Below are 21,294 nucleotides of genomic sequence, written 5' to 3'. Positions count from 1 at the left end.
AGCCTCAAACAAGGTCGCCTTAGACCTGCCACGCAATCTGATCTCCTCACCATCAGGAAAACAAAGCCTTGCATAATCCTTTTGCGGAAGTCGTCGACGAATCGACCGATGAGGACCTGATCCAACAGGCAATAAGTGGAAGTCGATCGTCGCTGGAGAAGCTGGTCCTTCGCCATCAGGCCTGGATCTACAACATCGCCGTGCGGATGGTCTTTCACCCGCAGGACGCAGAAGAAGTAACACAGGAAGTCCTCATCAAAATTCTGACGCACCTGAGTACCTTTCGGGGGAAGAGTCGATTTCGGACGTGGCTTTACCAGATCACGACGAACCACATCCTGAACATGAAGCGACGGGGAGCGGAGCTTCCGACGCAGACGTTTTCAAGCTATGCAGCTGCGATTAACGAGGTTCCCGATCTGGATCTTCCTGACCCGGAGAACGTGCCGGTGGATGTGCCTCTGCTGGTCGAAGAGGCGAAGCTGGCGTGCACCACGGGAATGCTGCTCTGCCTGGATCGACATCAGCGCCTGGTGTTCACCCTGGGAGAAATCTTCGGCGTGAGCGATCAGGTCGGCGGTGAAATTCTGGAATTAACCCCCGCCAATTTTCGGCAATGTCTGTCTCGTGCACGCCGCGATCTCTATCACTTCATGAATCGCCAGTGTGGACTGGTCAATGCATCCAATCCCTGTCGCTGTCCCAAGAAGACAAGGGGCTTCATCGAGGCGGGTCACGTCGATCCGAATAGGCTTCAGTTCGTACCGTTTCGGGCTCAGCAAATTCGAGATGCCGCCGACGCAACGGCCCAAGTCATCGATTCTGCAGTTGAGCAGCTATCTGCAGAACTGTTCCGCAGTCAGCCGTTTCTTGAGCCGAAAAGCCAAATCGACTGGCTGCGCAAGTTTTTGGTAACCAGCGAGCTTTGCGACACCCTGAACCTCAATTGAGGATGGGAACACCTTTAGGGATCCCGGCGCGGACCGGTCATTCTCCTGCCAACTGCCGCTTCACCATGAAATCAACCCAGACAGGAACATACGGCGGGGTGCAGCCTTTCGAGACCGGCCAATCGCTGTAGAGTCCAATTTTTTCACCGATGACGATGGTACGACTGCGAAGATCGGCGTGATGAATGCCGATCGCCGCCAGCGTGTTGTTCATCGTCCACTGAACCTCGGGCCGGGCTTTCGGCAGTTCTTTCTCGATTCGGTCGAGCAAGGCCGTGAGGTCGAAGTCGGCGGTTCTTTTGTTGATCCGGCTGGCAGTGAGATTCCATCCGGCGCGGGCGGCCCAGGGGTCTTTGGCCGTCATCCACTTGAGACGCAGTTTTTCCTTGTCGGGATGTTCCGGGACGATATAGGCATTCAGCCAGTCGGCCACTTGCGAACAGGTGACGGATCGGGTCAGGCGATCGAGTTCACTCATGGAGATTGACTTGGGCTTCATGATGAGCGTCGCGAGAAGTTGCGCATCCACATTTCCGGTCTCCCACAACTGAAGCCCAAGCTCGTGGTCAGTTTTGATCTTCTTCGCGATCGCTCGAATATCGCCAAGCTTCACCCCGAATTGATTATCGGGAGCCCCATTCTTCTTGTTATGGGCACGACGGGCCTCATCACCCATCGATTTCAATTGCGCGAGGACGTCGCTGATGTCCATGCTCACGAGCGGTTCTCCATCGAGTACCAGGGGAAGGATCACGTGGCAGCATACCCTGTTTTGCCCGATAGCACCTACCCCCACGCACCTGCTGCGCCACGTCGTCATTCAGACCAGCACATGCCCCACATTACTGCCGCGACTGAAGTGCACTGATGCTCTGGATGCACAGAATGAGCATCAGCATGCCCGGCAGCATAAAATCAAACTTGGTAAAGAAGAGATACGCTGCGATACCGGAAGCCACCGCCCCGACTTTCAGCGCGATACCGGTCGGATCCCGGAATCGCATCGCGATGCAAAGGGATTCCAGCACATGTCCTCCGTCCAGCGGCAACACCGGGATCAGATTGAACAGGCCCCAATACAGGTTCTGGATCCACAGGAAATAGAGAACCGATTTGAAGTAGAAATCCGCGGTGTCCGGCAGCGGCTCGAATTGCAGATGATACAGGACTTCACGGTGCGACACGTGCATGATCTTTTCGGCCAGTATCAAGACACCGAGAAGCAGAAATCCTGCGATCGGTCCCATGAGCGAAACGGCGATCGACTTCCAGAGAGAATAACGACGAGTTTGCTGGGAGAGGGCTACCCCGCCACCGAAGAACATCACGATCTCGGTGGGCCAACCGAACGATTCGGCTGTCAGCGCGTGTCCCAATTCGTGAACCAGGATGGAGACGAAGGCGGTGCAGACCCAGATGAAGATCAACTGGTTGGTTGGCAGTTCGGAACCAAACAGAATTGTTCCCAGCCAGAATGTGGGATGAACACGAATTGGAATCCCAAATGCCACAAGTCGCACGTCAAAGGGTGTAGCGCCGATTCCAAACATGAGGTAGGTCATTTCCTAAAGAGAATTCTGCTTGTCGACGGGGATTCTAGCCGCAGCGACAATTGAGGCAAACCGCTATCGGACGCTAGGATGGCAGTGCCATGATTCCGGCCCGCACTTCCACATGACTCAACATCCGAAGGAAAGACCGATGCGATTCCATCAGGTTCTGTTCTCGATTTGTATCAGAAGCGTTTTCGCGGCCACATTATTTATGGGCCGTTGCGATTTTGCCGGGCGAGCCTGTGCCGCCGAACCGATCGTCCCCGCCGACGCCAAGTTAGAGAAACTCTTTGAAGGAAAGGCGCTGACGGAAGGAGTCAGTGTGGCACCGGACGGAACGGTCTATTTCAGCGAGATCACTTTCTCACACATTTCTCGCGATGAGAAGGGGGCGATTGCCGCCGGCTACATCTGGAAACTTGATCCCTCGACGGGGAAGACCACCATTTTCCGCTCACCCAGCGGCATGTCCAACGGTATCAAGTTCGATGCTCAGGGAAACATGATCATTGCTGAAGGAGCTGACTACGGCGGTCGACGTGTGATCCGGACAGACATGAAGACGGGCAAAAGTTTCATCATTGCGTCGAGTTACGCCGGTCGCCCGTTCAATTCACCGAATGACGTCACGATCGACGAAAAAGGTCGAATTTACTTCAGCGATCCACGGTACGTCGGTCACGAACCGGTAGAGCAGTCGATTATGTCCGTCTACCGGATCGATCTTGATGGCTCAGTGCACCGCATCATCACCGACGCCGGAAAGCCGAACGGCGTAGCCGTCTCACCCGATCAAAAGACATTGTACGTGGTCACCAATGACAACGGCTCGTTCGCTGTTGAAGGGGCAGGGAAGGGTGACGTGTCGACCGAAAAAGTCGCACTCCGCAAAGGCTCGATGGCGCTGCTCGCTTATGACCTTTCAGAAGACGGAACGGCCAAGTTTCGTAAGACGCTGGTTGACTACGCTCCTTATGACGGACCAGATGGAATGGTCGTGGATCAGGACGGAAATCTCTACGTCGCAGTCCGTGCCGAAAACCGTCCGGGAATCTGTGTCTACAATCCGGAAGGGAAAGAACTTGCCTACATCCCCACCGAGGTTCCTACAAACGTCGGCTTCGGACGGGGGAACGAGGCAAAAACGCTTTATATTACGGCCGGTACCAGCCTCTACCGAATTCGGGTCAATCGAGCTGGTTACCAGTTGCCCGCCCGCTAGATCGATCCCTTGCTCGTGAGTAACTGTCTGCCGCTGCCGTTGGCGTGATCGCCCCCGTAACTCATTGAGACTGCCCGAGGGGTCTTCCCAAATTTTTTTCTTAAGTGGGGAACTTCCCCTCGAGGAAATGCGTCTCATCGGGACCTTTGCGGGGAGGGTGCGCCAAGGCTGTGGCCGATAGGCACGGAGATGCCGTTCAGATCGCTCTTTCAGCGCGTTGACATGACTGCAGTCAGCGCCCTCGTCGCACCACACTTGTTGTCCGACAGTGATTCGACGATAACATCCATTGGCGGTGAGATGTCTCGCCAGGGATGGAGTCTAGAACGACAGAGAAGAGGGATCGCACATGGGCGCCGCGAGCGATGTGTTTCGTGTAGAGACATCGGGAGGGACGATCATTATCTCTCCCTTTGGTGACATCAACAGCTTCACTTCGGACCTTCTTTCCGAAGCGGCAGACATGATGACGCGCTTAATCGAAGCTCATGAGTCCCCCATGCTGGTAATCGACCTGGCCGGCGTCCCCAGTTGCAGTTCTGTCTTCATGTCATTTCTTTTACGTTGCCATAAAGCAGTCAAAGCACGCAGTGGCGAAATGGTCCTCAGCGGTGCCAGTCAAATGTTGCGGGAACTACTGGCGCTGACCCGTCTCGATACAGTCTGGGCCGTGTATCAGACGCGCCAGGAAGCTTTAGATGCTGTTGATGGATAATTTTTATGAGTTCTGATTCTACATCGCCAATCGGGCCGGATCCGGTTGCGCCCCTTGTCAACGAGAGTTACGAAGCCGACGCTCGAGCGACATTGGTCGCAGAGATTAAAGAGACGGCCGACAAGTTAAATCGCGATCAGGCGTCACGCGGTGACCTGAAGATTCTCAGTCGCGCACTGAAAGAACTCCGGTACGCCTTTAAAGTTTTCACCCCTTACCGCAACGTGAGAAAAGTCACGGTGTTCGGCTCTGCACGCACTCCACCGTCTCACCCGGACTTCCAGGACGCCCTCGAATTCGGCAAGCAAATGGCCGACCTGGGCTGGATGGTCGTCACAGGGGCAGGGGGCGGAATCATGGAAGGAGCCCATATCGGTGCAGGGACCGCCATGTCGATGGGGGTGAACATCATGCTTCCCTTCGAACAGGAAGCGAATCCCGTCATCAACAAAGATTCCAAACTCGTCACCTTTCGCTACTTCTTCACGCGGAAGCTGATGTTTGTGAAAGAAGTCCACGCTGTGGTGCTGTTCCCCGGTGGCTTTGGAACAATGGATGAGCTGTTTGAAGTCCTGACGCTGGTTCAAACCGGCAAACGAGACATGATGCCGATCATCTGCGTCGAACATCCTGGAGGGACCTACTGGTCCAACTGGCTCGAGTTCGTGCGGACGGAACTGCTGGACCGACAGTTAATCAGTCCTCGTGATCTGTCACTCGTGAAGCTGACGGATGACGTCAACGTCGCTGTTCAGGAAGTCGCCAACTTCTACCGGAATTACGACAGCATGCGGTACATTCGCGATGTACTGGTACTGCGAGTACGAAAGCCGGTGACCGATGATTTGCTGACTCGACTCAACGACGAGTTCTCGGACATTGTGTTCGGCGGGAAGATTGAACGGACAGATACGCATTCGTTTGAAATGGAGGACACCGACACACGTGACCTCCCCCGAATCGCTTTGCGATTCAACCGCCGTGACTCGGCCCGCTTGCGAGAGATGATTGACGTCATCAATCAAGAACCCTGATTGAACTCATCCCTCAGGTGATTTAACGGTTTGCACGTGCGCCTTACACGATCAGGCCCGAAATGCCTTGCGGTCATTTCGGGCCTGAATCGTTTCTCGCTCCTGCGGTCACGTACCGATAGGCCGGATGGTGCCGTGCGTTGCTCCGTCACCATGGTCAGGCGTCCGGGACTAGCGGAACTGCTTCATGATCAAGGCGACCGTGAGCCCACCATAGGCGAGCGAACAGAGGAGCAGCCCGATCCGCCGCCACATCGCCGGACGTAATTCTTTTGGTAGAAAACGCGTATTCACTCGCAGAATCTGCAGTGCCGCGATCGCCATGATCGGACAGGCGATGACACCGAGCACCTCAAACAGTTGCAGTACCGTTCCGACGCGAACGGCGAACAAGGCCCACGCAGTCAAAACAAGCAACAGAACCGCATAGACCCGGCTGGCTGGCCACTGACGTACCCGCGGAAACGCAACAAGACTGATGTCAGAGACCATGCGGACCAGCACATCGGTGTTGCCCAGGTGCGTGGAAAAGAGAATCCAGAACCCATTCAGCAGTGCAAGGTACCAGAACCCGGACCAGAGCTTCTCGGCCATATAATGCGCCTGGAAGGTGCCGGCTGCCATCCCGGGAAGCTCAGCATCTGCGGGAATGAGTGCAGCAGCCAGGTTGACATTGAGAAACATGCCCAGCAGACATCCGAACGCCCACAATGCGACCTGGTCGAGTACCGAATACCGCCACCAAACCTTCCACCGGCGAAGGTTCTCCGTCGTGACGGGGAATGTTGTTCCAATCGGTTTGACCCCGCCATGTTCGCCAGCGAGAGCACTGCCGAACATTCCCGACAGGGCCCCCATTCCAAATCCCTTATCGCGGAACCAGTTGGAGATCGCGAGATTACCGAGCCCTCCTGATCCCGCCGTCGCCGCGAACGTCGCCAGCAGCACCAGGTCCACATTATTGTTTCGTGGTTGCAGCCCCACAAAGCCTTGAACCGTCGCCACCGATTCTGACACAGGTACAAATATCGCGTTGACGACGATGAGAAAGCTGAAAATGAAGACGATCATCATCCACGACAATCGCTCCAGAACTCGCTCGATCGATTCTCCTGACAGCAGGAGCAAGACAGCGAGGACGATGACACCGGTGGAGATCATGTGCTGAATCCACACGTCATTTGGGCCGTTGGGTAATCGTCCCATGATCGCAGCGAATAAGACTGCTCCGCATGCCGCCGCCAGGGCGGGGGTGGCAAGCTGCGCGACACCAATCAGAATGTAGAACCACCCCCAGAACAGCTTTCCAGGCTGAAGCCGCATAAAGCCGGTAACAATCGGTTCGCCGGTATAAAGCGTGTACCGCACGGCTTCGAGGTTGAATATCGTCTGGAGAATGACGGCTACAGTGGCAATCCACAGAATTCCCCGGCCGAACTCTTTCGTGGCCAGGGGCCCGGCGATCCATTCACCCCCTCCAATGGCTGCGGCGAGAAGAATGGCTCCCGGACCAATTGTCCGAAAAAGATTGACGAGACCGAATGGCAACGGTTCAGGCAGGTCGGCCCGTTCCCAGGCGGGCAGGCACCCTGGATTGATCTCGTCGATACGTCCGTCTTGCGATGTCTCGGAATTCACGGGGTAGTTGCCTCCAGTTTGCCTTCGCGCAGTCTGAATTAACGTGCAAGACTTTACCGATCGGATGATCGCAATCCCAGTCATCTGCCCGATTGCAAGCGACGATTTATCAGACTGAAGGCAACGGAAGCGGTCATTTCGCGAGCCCACGATTGCGAACTGACCAGATCAACAGGCCCCCTGCAGTCGTGAAGCCATGGATGCGCACTCGACGCTTCCTTTCGACGTCGAAAGACCGGTTTTTCTCACTCGGCAGAAAGTTTGCCGACAGCGGAATCGAGAGGGGAAAGGTTCCCCGAACCGGGAGCTGGATTCGGTTGTTGCTGCTTCTCTGGAGTCGACAGGTTCCTACGTGTGACAGGCCGAACCAGTCGACGCCAGAGAATCCCCGCCAGGCGGTTCAAGTCGAGATTAAGTGCCCCGGAAAGCTGGATGAGGGAGCACATTGACCAGACGGATGCTTCGGGCCAGTGACAGATGTAACGAGGAACAAATCGAGGTCGGAACCGACTCTTAAAGTGGTATTCGCCCGGCATGTCGAAAAAGAGAGACGCGTAGTTGAAACCAAATTGAAGACAGCGCCGGATGATCCAGCTATCCCCTTCCAGTTTCTCGGTCCGTACAGCCGGACACAGGCATAGCGAAACGGCCCGCACCCCTTCTTGCTTCAGATGTTCAACAGCCTGCTGCATCAGAAAGGGGACCACTCCCCGGGGTGCATCCAGCCGCCGACGATATGTATCGATGGCGTATTGCTTGCCGGCGTCGTAGGGGAGACAAATGAGAAAACCTTCGATTCGCCCCACCCCGTGATCTGATCGAGCGACGAAGAGGCGGCGGCGGCCCCAACTTTGTGGCGTCACACTTCCATTAAAGAACGTCACGTCGCTTCGCTGCGGCTTGATCGACAGGCATTCGTCTGCAATCGATTGAACCTCTCTCAGCAATTCGGCCCATGCCGAAGGCGTAAAGCTGTCGTGGCAACACTCGATGACCGACAGCCCCTTCCGCCGACAGAAATTGGATTGTCGCCGAACCCACTCAAAATCACCTCCCCCCCATGTCAAGCCGGGAAGATCGAGGATTGGTTCTTCGCCCCACTTGGTGACTTGAAAACCAGATCTTCGGAAGAGTTCAAGGTTCGAATCCGCGACGTTGTAAAACGTCGCCTGATACCGCTTCCGCTCGAGGAATGCCTTGAATTCGTTTAACAGAGCAGGGTGTTGTGATGCGGGCCCGAGAAGCCCTCCCTGAACATGTACGAAACTACCTAACCGGACGTACACGATGACTGCGGAACCGTTTCTCAGCCAGAATTGCCTGAGGCGCCCTTCTGTGGCGAGATAGCTGTCATACGCCTGACCGTATTGAAACGCGATCTCTTCCAGGCGCCCCCGTTGATTCACTGGCGTATGCAGTTCGCAGGAGAGTTGAGTCAAGATCCAGTGTTCCTTACCGATGTGGTAATAAACGAACGGATGCCGGACTCGCGCCCGACATCACGTTCGATGGACTTCCCAGATCGAGATCTTCAACCAAAGATCGCCGAAACGAATTTCAAAGGTCTTCCGTTCTGGGAACGATATAAGGTGACCGATATTCCCGGGTCAGCATCTTGTTCGCCTCATCGGCATGAGGTCCCGTAAAGGTCTCTTCAGGCGTGATTGACAGCCGAGGACCAACCGTGATCTTGGTGGTCTCAGTGTCGATCTTGTTGTCGATCAGATGCTGTCGGAACCGATCGAGTGTTTCCAGCGCTTCCGAATCGCCACTCAATTGGCCAGCCAGTTCCTTAACGGTGTGCGGCGAACCAAGTCGGTAAGAAATGTTACCGACGTGGCACATGGCACTAGAGAAATGGCCCTCCTCGATGTCTGCGTTCAAGTCTTCGTGTTTTCGGCTGCGCACGGCATCGATGAAGTTGGCGAAATGGAACCGGTCATTGCCCCCCTGGAACTTAATTCCGGTTGGTTTTCCTTCCAGGTTCAGCACAACACCGCCGTTGTAGCTGGGAACAACCATGATCCCTTCGGTTCCGTAGAAGATGACACCGACACTGGCGTCTGTCATCTTCTTTTCCCCACCTTCTTCGTAAGGATACCCGTATTTTTCGGTCTTCAGTCCACGCACTTCAAAGACGAGGCGTTTTCCATTGGCGAATTCGTGGATCGAAACCTGCGTATTGGCCGTTTCGCCCGCATCTTCATAGCCCAGTCGACCGCCGTAGCTCAAAACGCTATTCCCGATGTTCGCTTCGCCAAGACCCCAGCGAGCGATATCCATCTGGTGAATCCCTTGATTCCCGAGATCTCCGTTGCCGTAATCCCACATCCAGTGCCAATCGTAGTGCAGTGACTTGCGGTCGAGTGGTTTGATTTCGGCCGGACCGGACCACAAATCGTAGTCGACGCTGGCAGGAATATCGTAGTTTCCTTTTGGACCGATCGAACCACGGGGCTTGTAGCACAGCCCGCGAGCCAGTTTGACTTCTCCAATCCCCCCACGGTGGATGAAGTCAATCGCCTCACGCATCCCGGGGTTGGAACGGCTCTGAGTTCCCGTCTGGACGATCCGTCCGTACTTCCGGGCAGCCTCGACAACGCGGCGTCCCTCGCTGACATTGTGACTGACCGGCTTTTCGACGTAGACGTCTTTTCCGGCCTGAATGGCCCAGATCGCAGCGAGTGAGTGCCAATGATTGGGGGTGGCGATCGACACGATGTCGATACTCTTGTCTTCAAAACACTTTCGCATATCGCTGAAGACGGCCGGGCGATGACCGGTCTTTTTCTCGATTTCGTCGGCACGGTTATTGAGCACCGTTTCGTCGACATCAACCAGGGCAACGATCTGACAATCGTCTCGTTCGCCGAATCCAGCCAGGTGCGCACCACCGCGCCCCTTGATGCCTACCACGGCAACTCGAAGTTTCTCGCCCTTGGGTGCATCGCCCTGGGCGAAGCACCTGGTGGAAGCCGAACCCGCCAGCGTCATCGCGGCTGTGGCAAACATCGACTTTTCAAGAAACTCACGGCGCGAAACATTCGTCATCGTTGCGATCCTCTTGGGAAATGCGAAAGGGTCAATTCAGCAATTCGCTAAGTGGATAGTTTAAGCGTCGACTGATGCAACCCGCAACCTGACGAAATCGCTCATCTCACCTTGGACGAGTGAAGTTCGCCGCAGGAAAACTTGTCCTCTGCGAAAGGGTCTTTCTGTTTCGATTTGCCCCCCGACATCGACTGACAACCGGCAAGGCAAACCAGCACCAAACAAAGAGGAATCCAGCGCTGTGCCCGCAGGAAGTGTGCAATTCGTCGAGGTTGCTGCCGCGTCATTTTGAGTCCTTTCAGTGGATTAACGGTTCGGTTCGGGCCGATCCGCGGTTTCTATGGTCGACGAAAGTTGCGATTGAAGATTTCAGGGTCAAACGCATCGAACGGCTTCAGGGGAGTCGCTTTTGCTTCGCTCGACTCTGCTCCTAATTCACGGGGCCGTGTCCCTTTGGAAGCAAGTGATTCCGAAGAGTCTCCTTCGACCTCCAGATCTGTCGCTGCTGCTGGTGCTACATCGTCATCGTCTTCGGAAACGTCATCGCTCACGGATGAAGATTTCAATACGTCGGCTTCATGAACGACCTGAGCAATTCGTTTAGTGGATCTTCTTTTCGACTTGAATCCTGCCATGGAAGCAGGCTGATCGCTGTCACGCGCGTCGGGATTTTTCTCTCTGGCGACAGCAGCGGCCCAGGCTTTCAGAAGTTTCATCTGTTCCGCAGCGGCGGGTCCGACGAAAATCGTTCCCCGTCCCCCGTGGCTGGCTCGAGTCGGTTCCAGCAAAGGGCTGCGAGCGACATCGTCCAGATCCAGTTGCTTCAGAACCTCTGCCAGATTTTTCTCGGTCGTCTGACGCGAGCCATTGCCGCCGATCCGGGCCGGGTATAGACGAAACTCGCTGGCAGTGGTCACGCCATGGCAGGAAGCATTTCCACACTTATTCAGCAGCAGAGGCTGAATGCGGGAGGTAAAGAGAGTCGCCGACTCCTTGGACAACCCGCCCAGTGACTCGGCAGCCGGTTGCAAAAATCCTTCTGATGATTTTCGCGGTGACGTTGTCGGAAGTCCCTTGGGAGGGGTATTGATCCGAATGGTATCCGTCAGACGCTGCAGAAACCGCCGGGCCTGTTCATTCTCAGGATCGGCTTTCAAACATTTTTTGAGCTCATCCTGAGCTTCATCGTACAGCCGATGAGAAACACACCACGTTGCGAGGTCGATATGCGTAGCGGGTGTAGGATGCACGACACTGTCGCGAAGTTTGCGATATCCTTCGTTGAGGTTGTCCACAACGAACTGCACTTCGTCGTTCCCGATCTGAAGCCGCCCGTTAGGTTGTTCGACGAGATATCCACCACCATTTCGACTGACGATGCCCGAGAGAATTCTCCCTGTGGTTAGCATCACAAGTCGCTCGCGCGGCTCGTCGTCGTCGGCGGAAGCGGCGAAGAGCTCTGCCCGTGCAGCCAGACGGAAGAATCCGGCACACAAAAGCAAAGCGACAATCCACCGCGCAGCAACTGCGCCAGGAATCCGGTGAGGAACCATGTGATTGACTTGTGAAAAATTGACAGGACTTGGGGGAGAGGGTCGGACCGTAGCAAGTCATCAAAATTCGGTCAATGCGAGTCTCTCCGAACCCTCGCGTGAGGCTCTCCGAACTCTGCGTATGCCTGACACAGGTAAGCCACCCGCTCTGCCTGCAGACAAGCAGTCTCAGCGACTACCAGACAGCATGCCTCTCGGCGGAAATTCCCCGCTGTCGCCTCGACCCGTCTCAGACGAACCACGCGGTGCGAATCTGGAAGCAACTCACCTCATTCCCCCATCCTCGGCCTGCCCGACCAGAGAGTAATCTCAGCTAATCCCTTTTGCCTTACGGGGACGGACTGCTTTTCCCGCGCATTGCGCTGCGAACCAGCGCGGAATCAGACGCGGACCATGACTGAGCAACGAATTCTTCAAGCCATCAACAACCAGACTGCGTTTCCGATCGAGGCCCGCCAATGCAGTCTTGACAACGTCGGCCGCCGTTCGGGGCTTACCCAGTGCTGCTTCCGGCGCAACGGCTCGGTCAAAGAGTTCTGTCGCAGTGGTTCCGGGACACAGTGCCATCACGCAGACGTTTCTGTCACGACATTCTTCCCAGAGCCCGATCGAGAACGAAATGACAAAGGCCTTGCTGGCGGCATAAACAGCGAGGAACGGAATCGGTTGGAATCCCGCGACGGAGGCGACATTGATTACTGCCCCTTGCTTGCGATTCAGCATTCCAGGGAGGAATGCGTGCGTCAGTGAGGCCACGGCCGCGACGTTCACCATCACTTCGTCGTGATCCCGCTGCGGATCGATCGCTTCGAAATGCCCATGTGTCATAAATCCGGCGTTGTTGATCAGCAGATCGACGGAAAGATCTCGTTCGGTCACCGCACTCACGATTCGGGAGGTGGCGTCGGGCTGGCTCAGATCAGCAGAAATCACGGTTGCCTGGACCGGATAAAGGCCCGTGATTTCCGTGGCGAGTTTCTGCAGTGCTTCTTCTGAGCGAGAAACCAGAATGACCGACATCCCCTTGGCCGCAAGAGCCTTTGCAAACTCTTTTCCGATCCCCGATGACGCCCCTGTGATCAGCGCTGTCTTTCCCTGATATTGAAACATCGACTTCGCTCGCTCCTGTCAATTCACAACAACGCTTCTGTAAAAACGACACCCTCATTGAAGTGAGAAGGGGGGACAAGTTCCGTCGATGCCCTGCGGTTCCCGCAGTGACCTGGCAGGTCTCGGCAACAACTTCTGCGGATTTTGCCCCCGGCCTGCTCGTGGCGACCGCGCGATTGAACACATGCCCTATCTCGTGAAGCCGTGCCCTCGTCGAAGTCGCTTAACTTCTGCCGCAGCAACGCCCACTGAATGGGAGGTCGGACAAGTTCACGATCTTCCGGTTCTCTTCAGGGTTTGTCAAAGAGGACGAATAACGCCCTGTCAGCTAGCTCGATCGCTCACGCTCAGATAAAAACCGACGCGGAAATTGATCATCGCAAGACAAGATATCAGCCAGCTTGACTTTGGCGTCTACTGGCCTGCCCGACCACGCCCCGTTACTGGACGTGCCCTCCTGCTTGGCGGTCTCGATACTCAAACACTTCCGGCCGTGAAAAGAGGTTCGATCACTTCGCCTGTATTCAAGCGGACACGGCGCCCCAGGCGGTCATGAACTTCGGTTTCCAGCGGGACGCCTAGTGCCTGATAAATTGTGGCACCGATGTCATTGGGAGTGTAACGCCGGGACGTCGGGTAGGAGGCCGTGGCGTCCGAGCGGCCGATCACCTGACCCCCTTGTACGCCCGCCCCCGCGAACAGGCCGAAGAAACAGGGGCCCCAATGGTCGCGTCCCTTTGTGCCGTTTATCTTGGGCGTTCTTCCGAACTCGCTGACGACAACGACGAGTGTTTCCTGCAACAGGCCACGGGACTCCATATCGTCGAGCAGCGCGGAAATGCCTTGATCGAACGGCGGCAGCAGATGATTCTTCAGTCCTTCACAATTGTTGTCGTGAGTATCCCAACCATTCAGATTCACCTGAACGATGGGAACGCCAGCCTCAATCAGCCGCCGCCCCACCAGCAGTGACTGACCGCCGATGTTGCGGCCGTACTGATCTCGCACGCTGTCCGGGATCTTCTTCATGTCGAAGGCTTGAGTCAGGCGGCTGGACGACAGCAGGTCGTAAGCCATGTGCTGACTCTTTTGCAACAGCCGTGACTGGCCAATATCGTCGAACGTACGCTGCTGGCGATTGACTTCATCCAGCAGCGAAAGCCGCCTTCCCAGGTGAGCTGCATCGATCCCCTGTGCGAGCGTCAGCTCCGTAACACGAAAATCCGGTTGGTTAGGATCGCCGTTGACGAACCAGGGATCGTGCGAAGCTCCCAGAAATCCCGCGAGCTGACCCGGCCAGACAAGCGGGCCCGCCTGAAGGAAGTTCGGTAGCGTCACTCCACAGGGAAGTCCTTCAGGGGCTCGCTGCAGGTACGACAAAGCCGCTGCATAGTGAGGCCAGTCCTCGCGAGAAGCACTCTTGTCGAAGAAGCCACCGGGTTGTTTCTCACCCGTCGTGATGTGGTGAGCTGACTGTGTATGATTGTTGTCGTCATGCGAGAAAGACCGCACGACCGCGTATTTGTGGGCGCGTGAGGCCAGTTGCGGCAGATGCTCGCAGATGGAATAACCGGGTATCGATGTGGCGATCGGCTTAAACTCGCCCCGAATCTCTAGCGGAGCCTCCGGTTTCATATCGAACGTGTCGATATGGCTCATGGCTCCACTGAGAAAAACCAAAAGAACAGATTTTGGCTTCTGATGGGAGTTCCCTTCCGCGGCTGCAGCGGCTTTCTCACGACCGGCCAGGATCGACGTTAAACCGACTCCGAACAGGCCGGAATATCCCGCCTGCAATAAGCCGCGGCGCGTACACTGACCCAATGCCTGATCCAATGACTTCATCGGTTCTCTCAATTCACTGTTCTGGATGACATAATCGCCGCCCGTCAGTCTAGAGGACCAGATACGACAGTTCTATCCCATCCGCGACGGCTCGTGACTTTCGTGACCCCAAATTTGTTTTCCGGCGAACGAAGCAGTGGTCGTGCCATGTTTCGTGCCATGTTGGCAGTCACCTGGTCAGTCTTTCTGATCGATCATTCAGGCCAGCTCCGGGAAACTCCTGATCGCATTCGATTTCATTTGATCTCAGCGATTGTTAGCTTGCCGGTGGGGATCTCTCCGGATCCATGCCGCAGTGGAGCGTTAGGTTGCGACGGGCAATTTCAAACGGTCCACTTCCCTCTGCTATGAGCAATTCATTTATTCAACCGATTCGGACGCACAGGAGGCCGTTGAATGAGTTCGATGCGATGGATCATGGTTCTGGGCTGTTTGTTGATATTGGGTTCCTCCCCTTCACTTCGTGCGAAAGATTCCTCGACGGAAGACGCCGCGATTGAATCGACCACAGACCGGGTCGGCCGAACGCGGGAAGATGCAATCGTAACCCCGGTCAACCAGTTGCTGACCCCGTTCGGACGGCAGGTTGAGTTGGCTGGACTTCGGCCTCAGGCCCTGGCACTGTCTCCTGACGGTGCATTGCTGGTCGCATCCGGAAAATCGAGTGAACTGATCGTCATCGCCCCCGAATCAGGACAAATCCTGCAGCGAGTCCTGTTCCCGAATGAAGCACAGGAGCAACCGCCCGCCGATGTTGTTTCGCCCAACATTCTTGCTCCAGATCGAGGGGGTCAGGTCAGCTTCACCGGCCTGATCTTTTCTCCAGACGGTAAGCAAATTTTCCTCAGCAATGTGAACGGCTCGATCAAGGTCTTCACCGTGAGTGAAGCGACGGGGACGGAAGCCCCCAGCGTCAAGGCATCGCATACAATTCCGCTGCCCCCCGCCAATGCACCGCGACGCCGTGCCGAGATTCCCAGTGGATTAGCCATCACACCTGACGGATCGAAGCTTTATGTTTGCGGCAACCTGTCGAACCAGTTGCACGAAATCGAACTCGCGACTGGCAAGACACTTCGCAGCATCGAGGTGGGGGCCGCTCCGTATGACGTGGTTCTGGCCGGTCACAAGGCCTTCGTCAGTAATTGGGCCGGACGACGCCCTGGCCCCGACGACCCCAAGGGGCCTGCGGGCAGAGGAACAGAAATTCGGGTCGATCCCGTTCGCCACATCGCCAGCGAAGGCTCGGTCAGCATCGTGAAGTTGAATGGCGAACCCGAGACAACGGAACTGGTTGTCGGTCTGCACGCGAGCGGCCTGGCAGTCTCTCCGGACGGTCACTACGTCGTCTGTGCCAATGCAGGAAGCGACCATCTCAGCATCATCGATGTCGCTGAAGAGAAAGTGATTGAAACGGTCTGGGCCAAGGCCAAGCCATCTGATCTGTTCGGAGCCTCACCCAACGCAATCACATTTCATCCTTCAGGAGAGACCTTGTATGTCGCGAACGGCACCCAGAATTCGATTGCCGTCATCGAATTCGATCCGGAGGACAAAGGAGAGACCCATCTGACGGGCCTGATACCGGTCGGCTGGTTTCCCGGTGCCGTGGTGTTTGATCCACATCGGAATGCCCTTTACTGTGCCAACATTAAAGGACTGCCAATGGCACCGAAAAAACAGGCGGGAGGGGCCGAGGGCTACAATACGCATCATTATCATGGGTCACTCTCGCTGATGCCATTGCCGGACGACGAGCAACTGACGCTGCTGTCGGAACTGGCAGCTCGAAACATGCGCCGAGGCGCGATCGCTCAGGCGGCTCTCCCCGCGCGTCCCGATCAACTGCCTCGGCCGGTTCCAGAGCGGATCGGCGAACCGAGTCTGATTAAACATGTCGTGTACGTCATCAAAGAAAATCGGACGTATGACCAGGTCTTCGGAGCACTCGACAAAGGAGTCGGCCGTGCAGATCTCTGCATCTTCGGTGAAGAAATCACTCCTAATCAGCACAAGATGGTGCGTGAGTTTGTCCTGCTCGACAATACCTACTGCTCTGGAATTCTGAGTGCCGATGGACACCAGTGGAGCACCACGGCATTCAGTACGGATTACATGGAGAAAAGCTTTGCCGGGTTTCCCCGGAGCTACCCCGACGGGATGGGTATCGATGACATTGACGCGATTGCTTACTCACCCGCCGGCTTCCTCTGGGACAACGCTTTGGCCCATGGCATCTCGATTCGGAACTACGGCGAATTCATGATGCCGAAGGTCCGCTGGAGCGATCCTCAGAAGAAGGGGGTTCCTGACTATCTCGCCTGCTACCGAACTTGGAAAGGGGAGTCAAAGGAAGTCATCTTCGAAAGCGAACCCGGGATCGAATCGATCCGCCCGTTCTCACCGACAGATTACGTCGGTTGGGAGATGGCCGTCCCCGACCAGTACCGGGCAGACTTCATTCTGAAAGAGCTTGAAAAGTACGAGGCCGAAGGGACGTTTCCACAGCTCGTCATTATCTGCCTTCCGAATGATCACACCAGCGGAACGTCGCCCGGATCGCCGACCCCCGCCTCATGTATGGCGGACAACGACCTGGCGTTTGCCCATATCGTAGAGGGTTTAAGTCGTTCGCGTTTCTGGAAAGAAATGGCCATTTTCGGAATTGAAGACGATCCTCAAAATGGCTGGGATCACGTCAGTGGCTACCGCACGACGGCCTACTGCATCAGCCCCTACGCCAAGCGAGGCGAAGTCATCAGCACGCAATACAATACCACAAGCATTCTGCGAACGATGGAACAGATTCTCGGGCTGCCGCCGATGAACCAGTTTGATGCCAGCGCCACGCCGATGTTTGACTGCTTTACCGAGACTGCCGACTTCACTCCTTTCACCGCAGTTCCGAACAAGGTGCCGCTGGACCAGATGAACCCGAAACCGAACGCGATTCGAAATCCCATTCTGCGGGATGACGCGATCGAGTCCGCCAGTTTGAATTTCCGCGAGATCGACAAGGCGCCAGAAGATGTTCTCAACCGCATCCTCTGGCGATCACAGAAAGGAACAGAAGTCCCGTATCCAGAGTGGGCAGTGACCCTGGTCGAAGATGATGACGACGACGACTAAAATCGTCCCGTCCAGGTGTGGTGCCTCCAGAGCGGACGAACGGTTGCAGGTTCGGACCAAGCTTCACAGCAACTTCTCGATTCGGGCACCACTCATGCAGAAATGAACGAGTTGAGAGGGGAGTTTCCGTAGCCAAAAGCGAGCGGCCACGCATTCGCACGTGATGCTTATCTCAGATCGAATGGTCCTCCCGGCAGAAATTGACGTGGGCGGTCGGGCCTGATGCTTCCCTCAAATGATATCCGGGTTTCTGATGCAGTTACCCTCTCGGATCTGGCCACGGGATGAGAGTGCGGATGCGGGCTGGAATTGCGTTTCCATCCAGTCCGTCCCATTGGCGGAGCGATAATCCCTGCGTCACCCAAGCTGAACTTCGTGCGTGACTTCTCTGAATGCTGTTACGAAAGATGAGTTATGGGCATCAGCCTCTCGAAAATCCCTCGCGCGTTTCATCTCCCTCGGGTCCACTGGGATCTGGTCCGGGACTGGGTTGAGCAAAATGTCCCCGTCGCTGAACGGACCCGTGCGTGGTCAACGCTGGCACACGACTGGCTCGAGAGTATGGATCAGGCGCTGGGAGGTGCCTATCGCACAATTCACTCAGACAAGTTGATTCTGTTCGCGCCGGATGATCTTGAGGAAGCGGTTTCTCTCTTTGATCTGTCGGAGTCAAGCCTGCAGGAGATGTCAGCGCTACTCGGGAGACTGGCTCGCCAGAGCCAGACAGGCCCGCTCGTGATCATTCTGTTCGGGGACGATGATGCATACTGTCGCTACGTCTCCCCTTTCGATCCCACGATGGAATCGGTTCGATCAGGCGGAGTCTGTATTCGTCACGATTACGTGCACGTGGTACTCCGTCCTCAACCCCTCGACGATTTGCAAAGGACAATGCTGCACGAGATTGCGCATGCCTGCTTAAGTGACCACCATCTACCTGAGTGGCTGGAAGAAGGGATTACACAACTGGCGGAAGAAGCAGCGGTCGCTCCGTGGGCCCGGTTTTCACTCAAACCAAAGGAGATCGCGGATCTCAGGAAATACTGGCGCGAACACTCGTTGAGTCAGTTCTGGTGGGGAAGCGGGTTCCACACGCCAGACGAAGGACAACGCCATTGCTACGAACTGGCCCAAGCCATTTTTCGTCAGCTTGTCGCGGACCATCAGGAAAAGCTCCCCGAATTCCTCGCGGCGGCGAGCGCTGAAGACGCAGGAGAATCCGCGGCTGAGGAAATTCTGGGGGTGGACCTGTCCAACCTGGCGGCTCAGTTCCTGGGAGCAGGCTCGTGGAAGCCCGTACCGGCCCACTCCGACCAGTTTGTAGCGAGAGGGGCCTATTTCCTGGAGCAGGGCCACATCGCCAAGGCATTTTCAGACTTCGATCGGGCGATTGAGCTGAACAAGGGATCGTCACAAGCCTTTTTCCATCGCGGAGTGGCCTTCTATCAGATTGGCCAGATCGCAAAGTGCATCTCGGACTACGAGCGATCGATTGCCCTGAATTCAGTCGATTTCAATGCGAGAAACAATCTCGCCTGGATCCTTGCAACCTCTCCTCAGGATGAATTCCGGAACGGGAAGCGGGCTGTCGAAATCGCCACAGAAGCCTGTGAACGCGTCGGTTATTCGCAATGGTTCTGCCTCGGTACGCTTGCGGCAGCCTATGCCGAGAAAGGTGAGTTTGAACTCGCCTGCAATTTTGCCGAGGAAGCTCTGGAACATGCCCCCCCAACGGACGTAGCCGATTGCCAGGTGCGACTTCAACACTACAAGACCGGAAAACCCTGGCGCGAACTCAAACCCGGTGCTCCGTATCGCAACGCGTGAAGAGCTTCACCGGCCACGGGACAGTCGGACATGAACGCGGTCAGGCCGTTCGCCCGGCAAGTCCCGATCACCGCGTTATTGCGGCGACCTGGACGGCAAGGCACAAAACGCGTGATGAACATTCCATCGGACCACCGCCGCCGCGTAGGGAACTTCCGTGGAGGGTGTGCCGTAAGGCATTCCGTTCCCTCGGTAACCGTTTCATCTGCGACGACTAATCCGCTACGGCCAGGACCATTCGCGGAGACCTGACAGAACCGAGGCGGTCAAGGTCCCTTTCTGCGGCCGCGAGGCACCCGGCTGTTGTTCTGTGGGTCATGATAATCAACGGGACAATCGGAACAGCCTTGGATTCGTCGTCGACTTCGGGGGCTTCCGGCTGAATCACGGTTGCCAGACTGATGCCATGTCGGCCCAGAATCCCGGTGACTTCAGCCATGACATTCGGGCGATCCTCTACCGACAAGCGCAGGAAGTAACGACTTGAAGCCGCATCCCCGTCGATCAGAGGGAATTCGGGCGTGTCCCGCCAGAGATCCAGTTGAGCAAAAGTCAACTGCGCCCGGCCAATCGCCAGGTCAATGATGTCGGCAGTCACTGCAGAGGCCGTGGGAAGCTGGCCTGCGCCACGTCCAGAATACCAGACGTTCCCAACGACGTCTCCTTCCAGCAGGATCGCGTTGAAAGGACCATGAATCTGCGCCAGAGGCCGATCGTTCTTGATCAACGTCGGACGGACACTCATCTCCAGCTTTCCATCGACCAGTTTCACACTGGCAAGCAGCTTAATGACATACCCCATGTCCTTGGCATGCTTGATATCGACCTGTTCCAGCTTGTCGATGCCCGTGACGTGGAATTCCGAAGCCGTCACTTTGGTACCAAAAGAAAGCTGCGCCAGGATCCCAAGTTTCTGCGCCGCATCGGTTCCATTGACGTCAAGAGTGGGATCCGCTTCGGCATACCCCAGCTTCTGCGCGTCCTTCAGGGCGTCGTCGTACGATTGTCCCCGAAATAACATTTCAGAAAGGATGTAGTTGGTGGTCCCATTCAGGATCGCCTGAATCCCCATGATCTGGTTGGCAGCCATCGATTGCCCGACCGCGGCGATAATCGGAATTCCCCCGGCGACGGCCGCTTCGAAGCAAACGGTTCGGCCAAAACGCTTTGCAGCAGCGAAAATTTCATCGCCATGCTCACAGAGCAGGGCCTTATTCGCCGTCACCACGTCTTTGCCAGCCTCCAGCAAGGCGAGGACAACTTCCTTGGCGGGGTGAATCCCCCCCATCAGTTCCACAGCGACCTGAATTTGGGGATCATGGATGACCGATTCGATTTGATCGGTGATAACCCCTTGCGGCAGATCAATTTCCCGCGACCGATGGAGGTCCCGAACAACGGCTCGGCGGATTTCGATAGGTCTGCCCGCTCGTTGTCGAATCCGGTCGGGATGTTGAGTCAAAATTTTGGCGACGCCGGTTCCGACGTTGCCCAATCCGATAATGCCAATTTGCAAAGCCGAAGTCATAAAACGCTTTCCGAACTTGTCGTTTCTCACGCCACCCGTTAAATCGAGCGTCGAAGAACGGTTCTCTCATTGCCAGACGCGATAGATGACGCATCCTAATCGCCGACTTGAGGGATTACCAATACGACAAAATCATGAA

At 56.0% G+C, this 21,294-nt stretch carries 15 protein-coding genes; 6 read left to right on the top strand and 9 right to left on the bottom strand.

Annotated features, from left to right (window positions below; translation table 11 throughout):
* Positions 1–68 precede the first annotated feature (68 nt).
* Positions 69–950 (top strand): RNA polymerase sigma factor, encoded by an 882-nt coding sequence (locus ACGY09_RS25410; protein ID WP_397569952.1) that lies wholly within the window; start codon positions 69–71, stop codon positions 948–950.
* Positions 951–987: 37 nt separating this feature from the next.
* On the opposite strand, the gene ACGY09_RS25405 is transcribed toward ACGY09_RS25410, so the two are convergent.
* Entirely contained in the window at positions 988–1,662 is a 675-nt protein-coding gene (locus ACGY09_RS25405; protein ID WP_397571910.1) for a DNA alkylation repair protein, read from the bottom strand.
* A gap of 130 nt (positions 1,663–1,792) precedes the next feature.
* On the bottom strand, positions 1,793–2,512 hold the full coding sequence (locus ACGY09_RS25400; RefSeq protein ID WP_397569951.1) for a metalloprotease: 720 nt from the start codon (positions 2,510–2,512) through the stop codon (positions 1,793–1,795).
* A 139-nt stretch (positions 2,513–2,651) separates the two neighbouring features.
* Between ACGY09_RS25400 and ACGY09_RS25395 the strand changes: the two genes are divergently transcribed.
* The 3 genes from ACGY09_RS25395 to ACGY09_RS25385 all read left to right on the top strand — a co-directional run bounded on the left by ACGY09_RS25395 (position 2,652) and on the right by ACGY09_RS25385 (position 5,474).
* The gene (locus tag ACGY09_RS25395) at positions 2,652–3,725 is read left to right on the top strand and encodes an SMP-30/gluconolactonase/LRE family protein (protein ID WP_397569950.1); all 1,074 of its coding nucleotides are present in this window, start codon (positions 2,652–2,654) and stop codon (positions 3,723–3,725) included.
* Positions 3,726–4,074: 349 nt separating this feature from the next.
* Entirely contained in the window at positions 4,075–4,440 is a 366-nt protein-coding gene (locus ACGY09_RS25390; RefSeq protein WP_373652173.1) for an STAS domain-containing protein, read from the top strand.
* A 5-nt stretch (positions 4,441–4,445) separates the two neighbouring features.
* Positions 4,446–5,474, top strand: coding sequence for a TIGR00730 family Rossman fold protein (locus ACGY09_RS25385; RefSeq protein ID WP_373652174.1), 1,029 nt, complete (start codon positions 4,446–4,448; stop codon positions 5,472–5,474).
* Positions 5,475–5,645: 171 nt separating this feature from the next.
* On the opposite strand, the gene ACGY09_RS25380 is transcribed toward ACGY09_RS25385, so the two are convergent.
* From ACGY09_RS25380 to ACGY09_RS25355, 6 genes are all read right to left on the bottom strand, one after another.
* Positions 5,646–7,112 (bottom strand): Nramp family divalent metal transporter, encoded by a 1,467-nt coding sequence (locus tag ACGY09_RS25380; RefSeq protein ID WP_397569949.1) that lies wholly within the window; start codon positions 7,110–7,112, stop codon positions 5,646–5,648.
* A gap of 245 nt (positions 7,113–7,357) precedes the next feature.
* The gene (locus ACGY09_RS25375; RefSeq protein ID WP_397569948.1) at positions 7,358–8,551 is read right to left on the bottom strand and encodes a phosphatidylglycerol lysyltransferase domain-containing protein; all 1,194 of its coding nucleotides are present in this window, start codon (positions 8,549–8,551) and stop codon (positions 7,358–7,360) included.
* 118 nt (positions 8,552–8,669) lie between these two features.
* Positions 8,670–10,163, bottom strand: coding sequence for a Gfo/Idh/MocA family protein (locus ACGY09_RS25370; RefSeq protein WP_397569947.1), 1,494 nt, complete (start codon positions 10,161–10,163; stop codon positions 8,670–8,672).
* Positions 10,164–10,501: 338 nt separating this feature from the next.
* A complete protein-coding gene (locus tag ACGY09_RS25365) occupies positions 10,502–11,716 on the bottom strand; it encodes a hypothetical protein (protein ID WP_397569946.1) in 1,215 nt (404 codons plus the stop codon).
* A 309-nt stretch (positions 11,717–12,025) separates the two neighbouring features.
* Positions 12,026–12,826: an SDR family NAD(P)-dependent oxidoreductase gene (locus ACGY09_RS25360; RefSeq protein WP_397569945.1), complete on the bottom strand. Its 801-nt coding sequence runs from the start codon at positions 12,824–12,826 to the stop codon at positions 12,026–12,028.
* A gap of 477 nt (positions 12,827–13,303) precedes the next feature.
* Entirely contained in the window at positions 13,304–14,671 is a 1,368-nt protein-coding gene (locus ACGY09_RS25355) for a DUF1501 domain-containing protein (protein ID WP_397569944.1), read from the bottom strand.
* Between the two features lie 396 nt (positions 14,672–15,067).
* Between ACGY09_RS25355 and ACGY09_RS25350 the strand changes: the two genes are divergently transcribed.
* Complete coding sequence (locus ACGY09_RS25350) at positions 15,068–17,800, top strand: beta-propeller fold lactonase family protein (RefSeq protein ID WP_397569943.1); 2,733 nt, start codon at positions 15,068–15,070, stop codon at positions 17,798–17,800.
* Positions 17,801–18,214: 414 nt separating this feature from the next.
* Positions 18,215–19,627 carry a hypothetical protein gene (locus ACGY09_RS25345; protein WP_397569942.1) on the top strand — a complete coding sequence of 471 codons (1,413 nt, stop codon included), beginning with the start codon at positions 18,215–18,217 and terminating at the stop codon, positions 19,625–19,627.
* A 214-nt stretch (positions 19,628–19,841) separates the two neighbouring features.
* On the opposite strand, the gene ACGY09_RS25340 is transcribed toward ACGY09_RS25345, so the two are convergent.
* On the bottom strand, positions 19,842–21,155 hold the full coding sequence (locus ACGY09_RS25340; protein WP_373652183.1) for a homoserine dehydrogenase: 1,314 nt from the start codon (positions 21,153–21,155) through the stop codon (positions 19,842–19,844).
* Between the last annotated feature and the right edge of the window lie 139 nt (positions 21,156–21,294).

The sequence above is a fragment of the Schlesneria sphaerica genome (assembly GCF_044336245.1).
Classification (GTDB): Bacteria; Planctomycetota; Planctomycetia; order Planctomycetales; family Planctomycetaceae; genus Schlesneria; species Schlesneria sphaerica.
The sequence above is the reverse complement of the archived record's forward strand: the minus strand, read 5'-3'. Positions and strand labels throughout refer to the sequence as shown.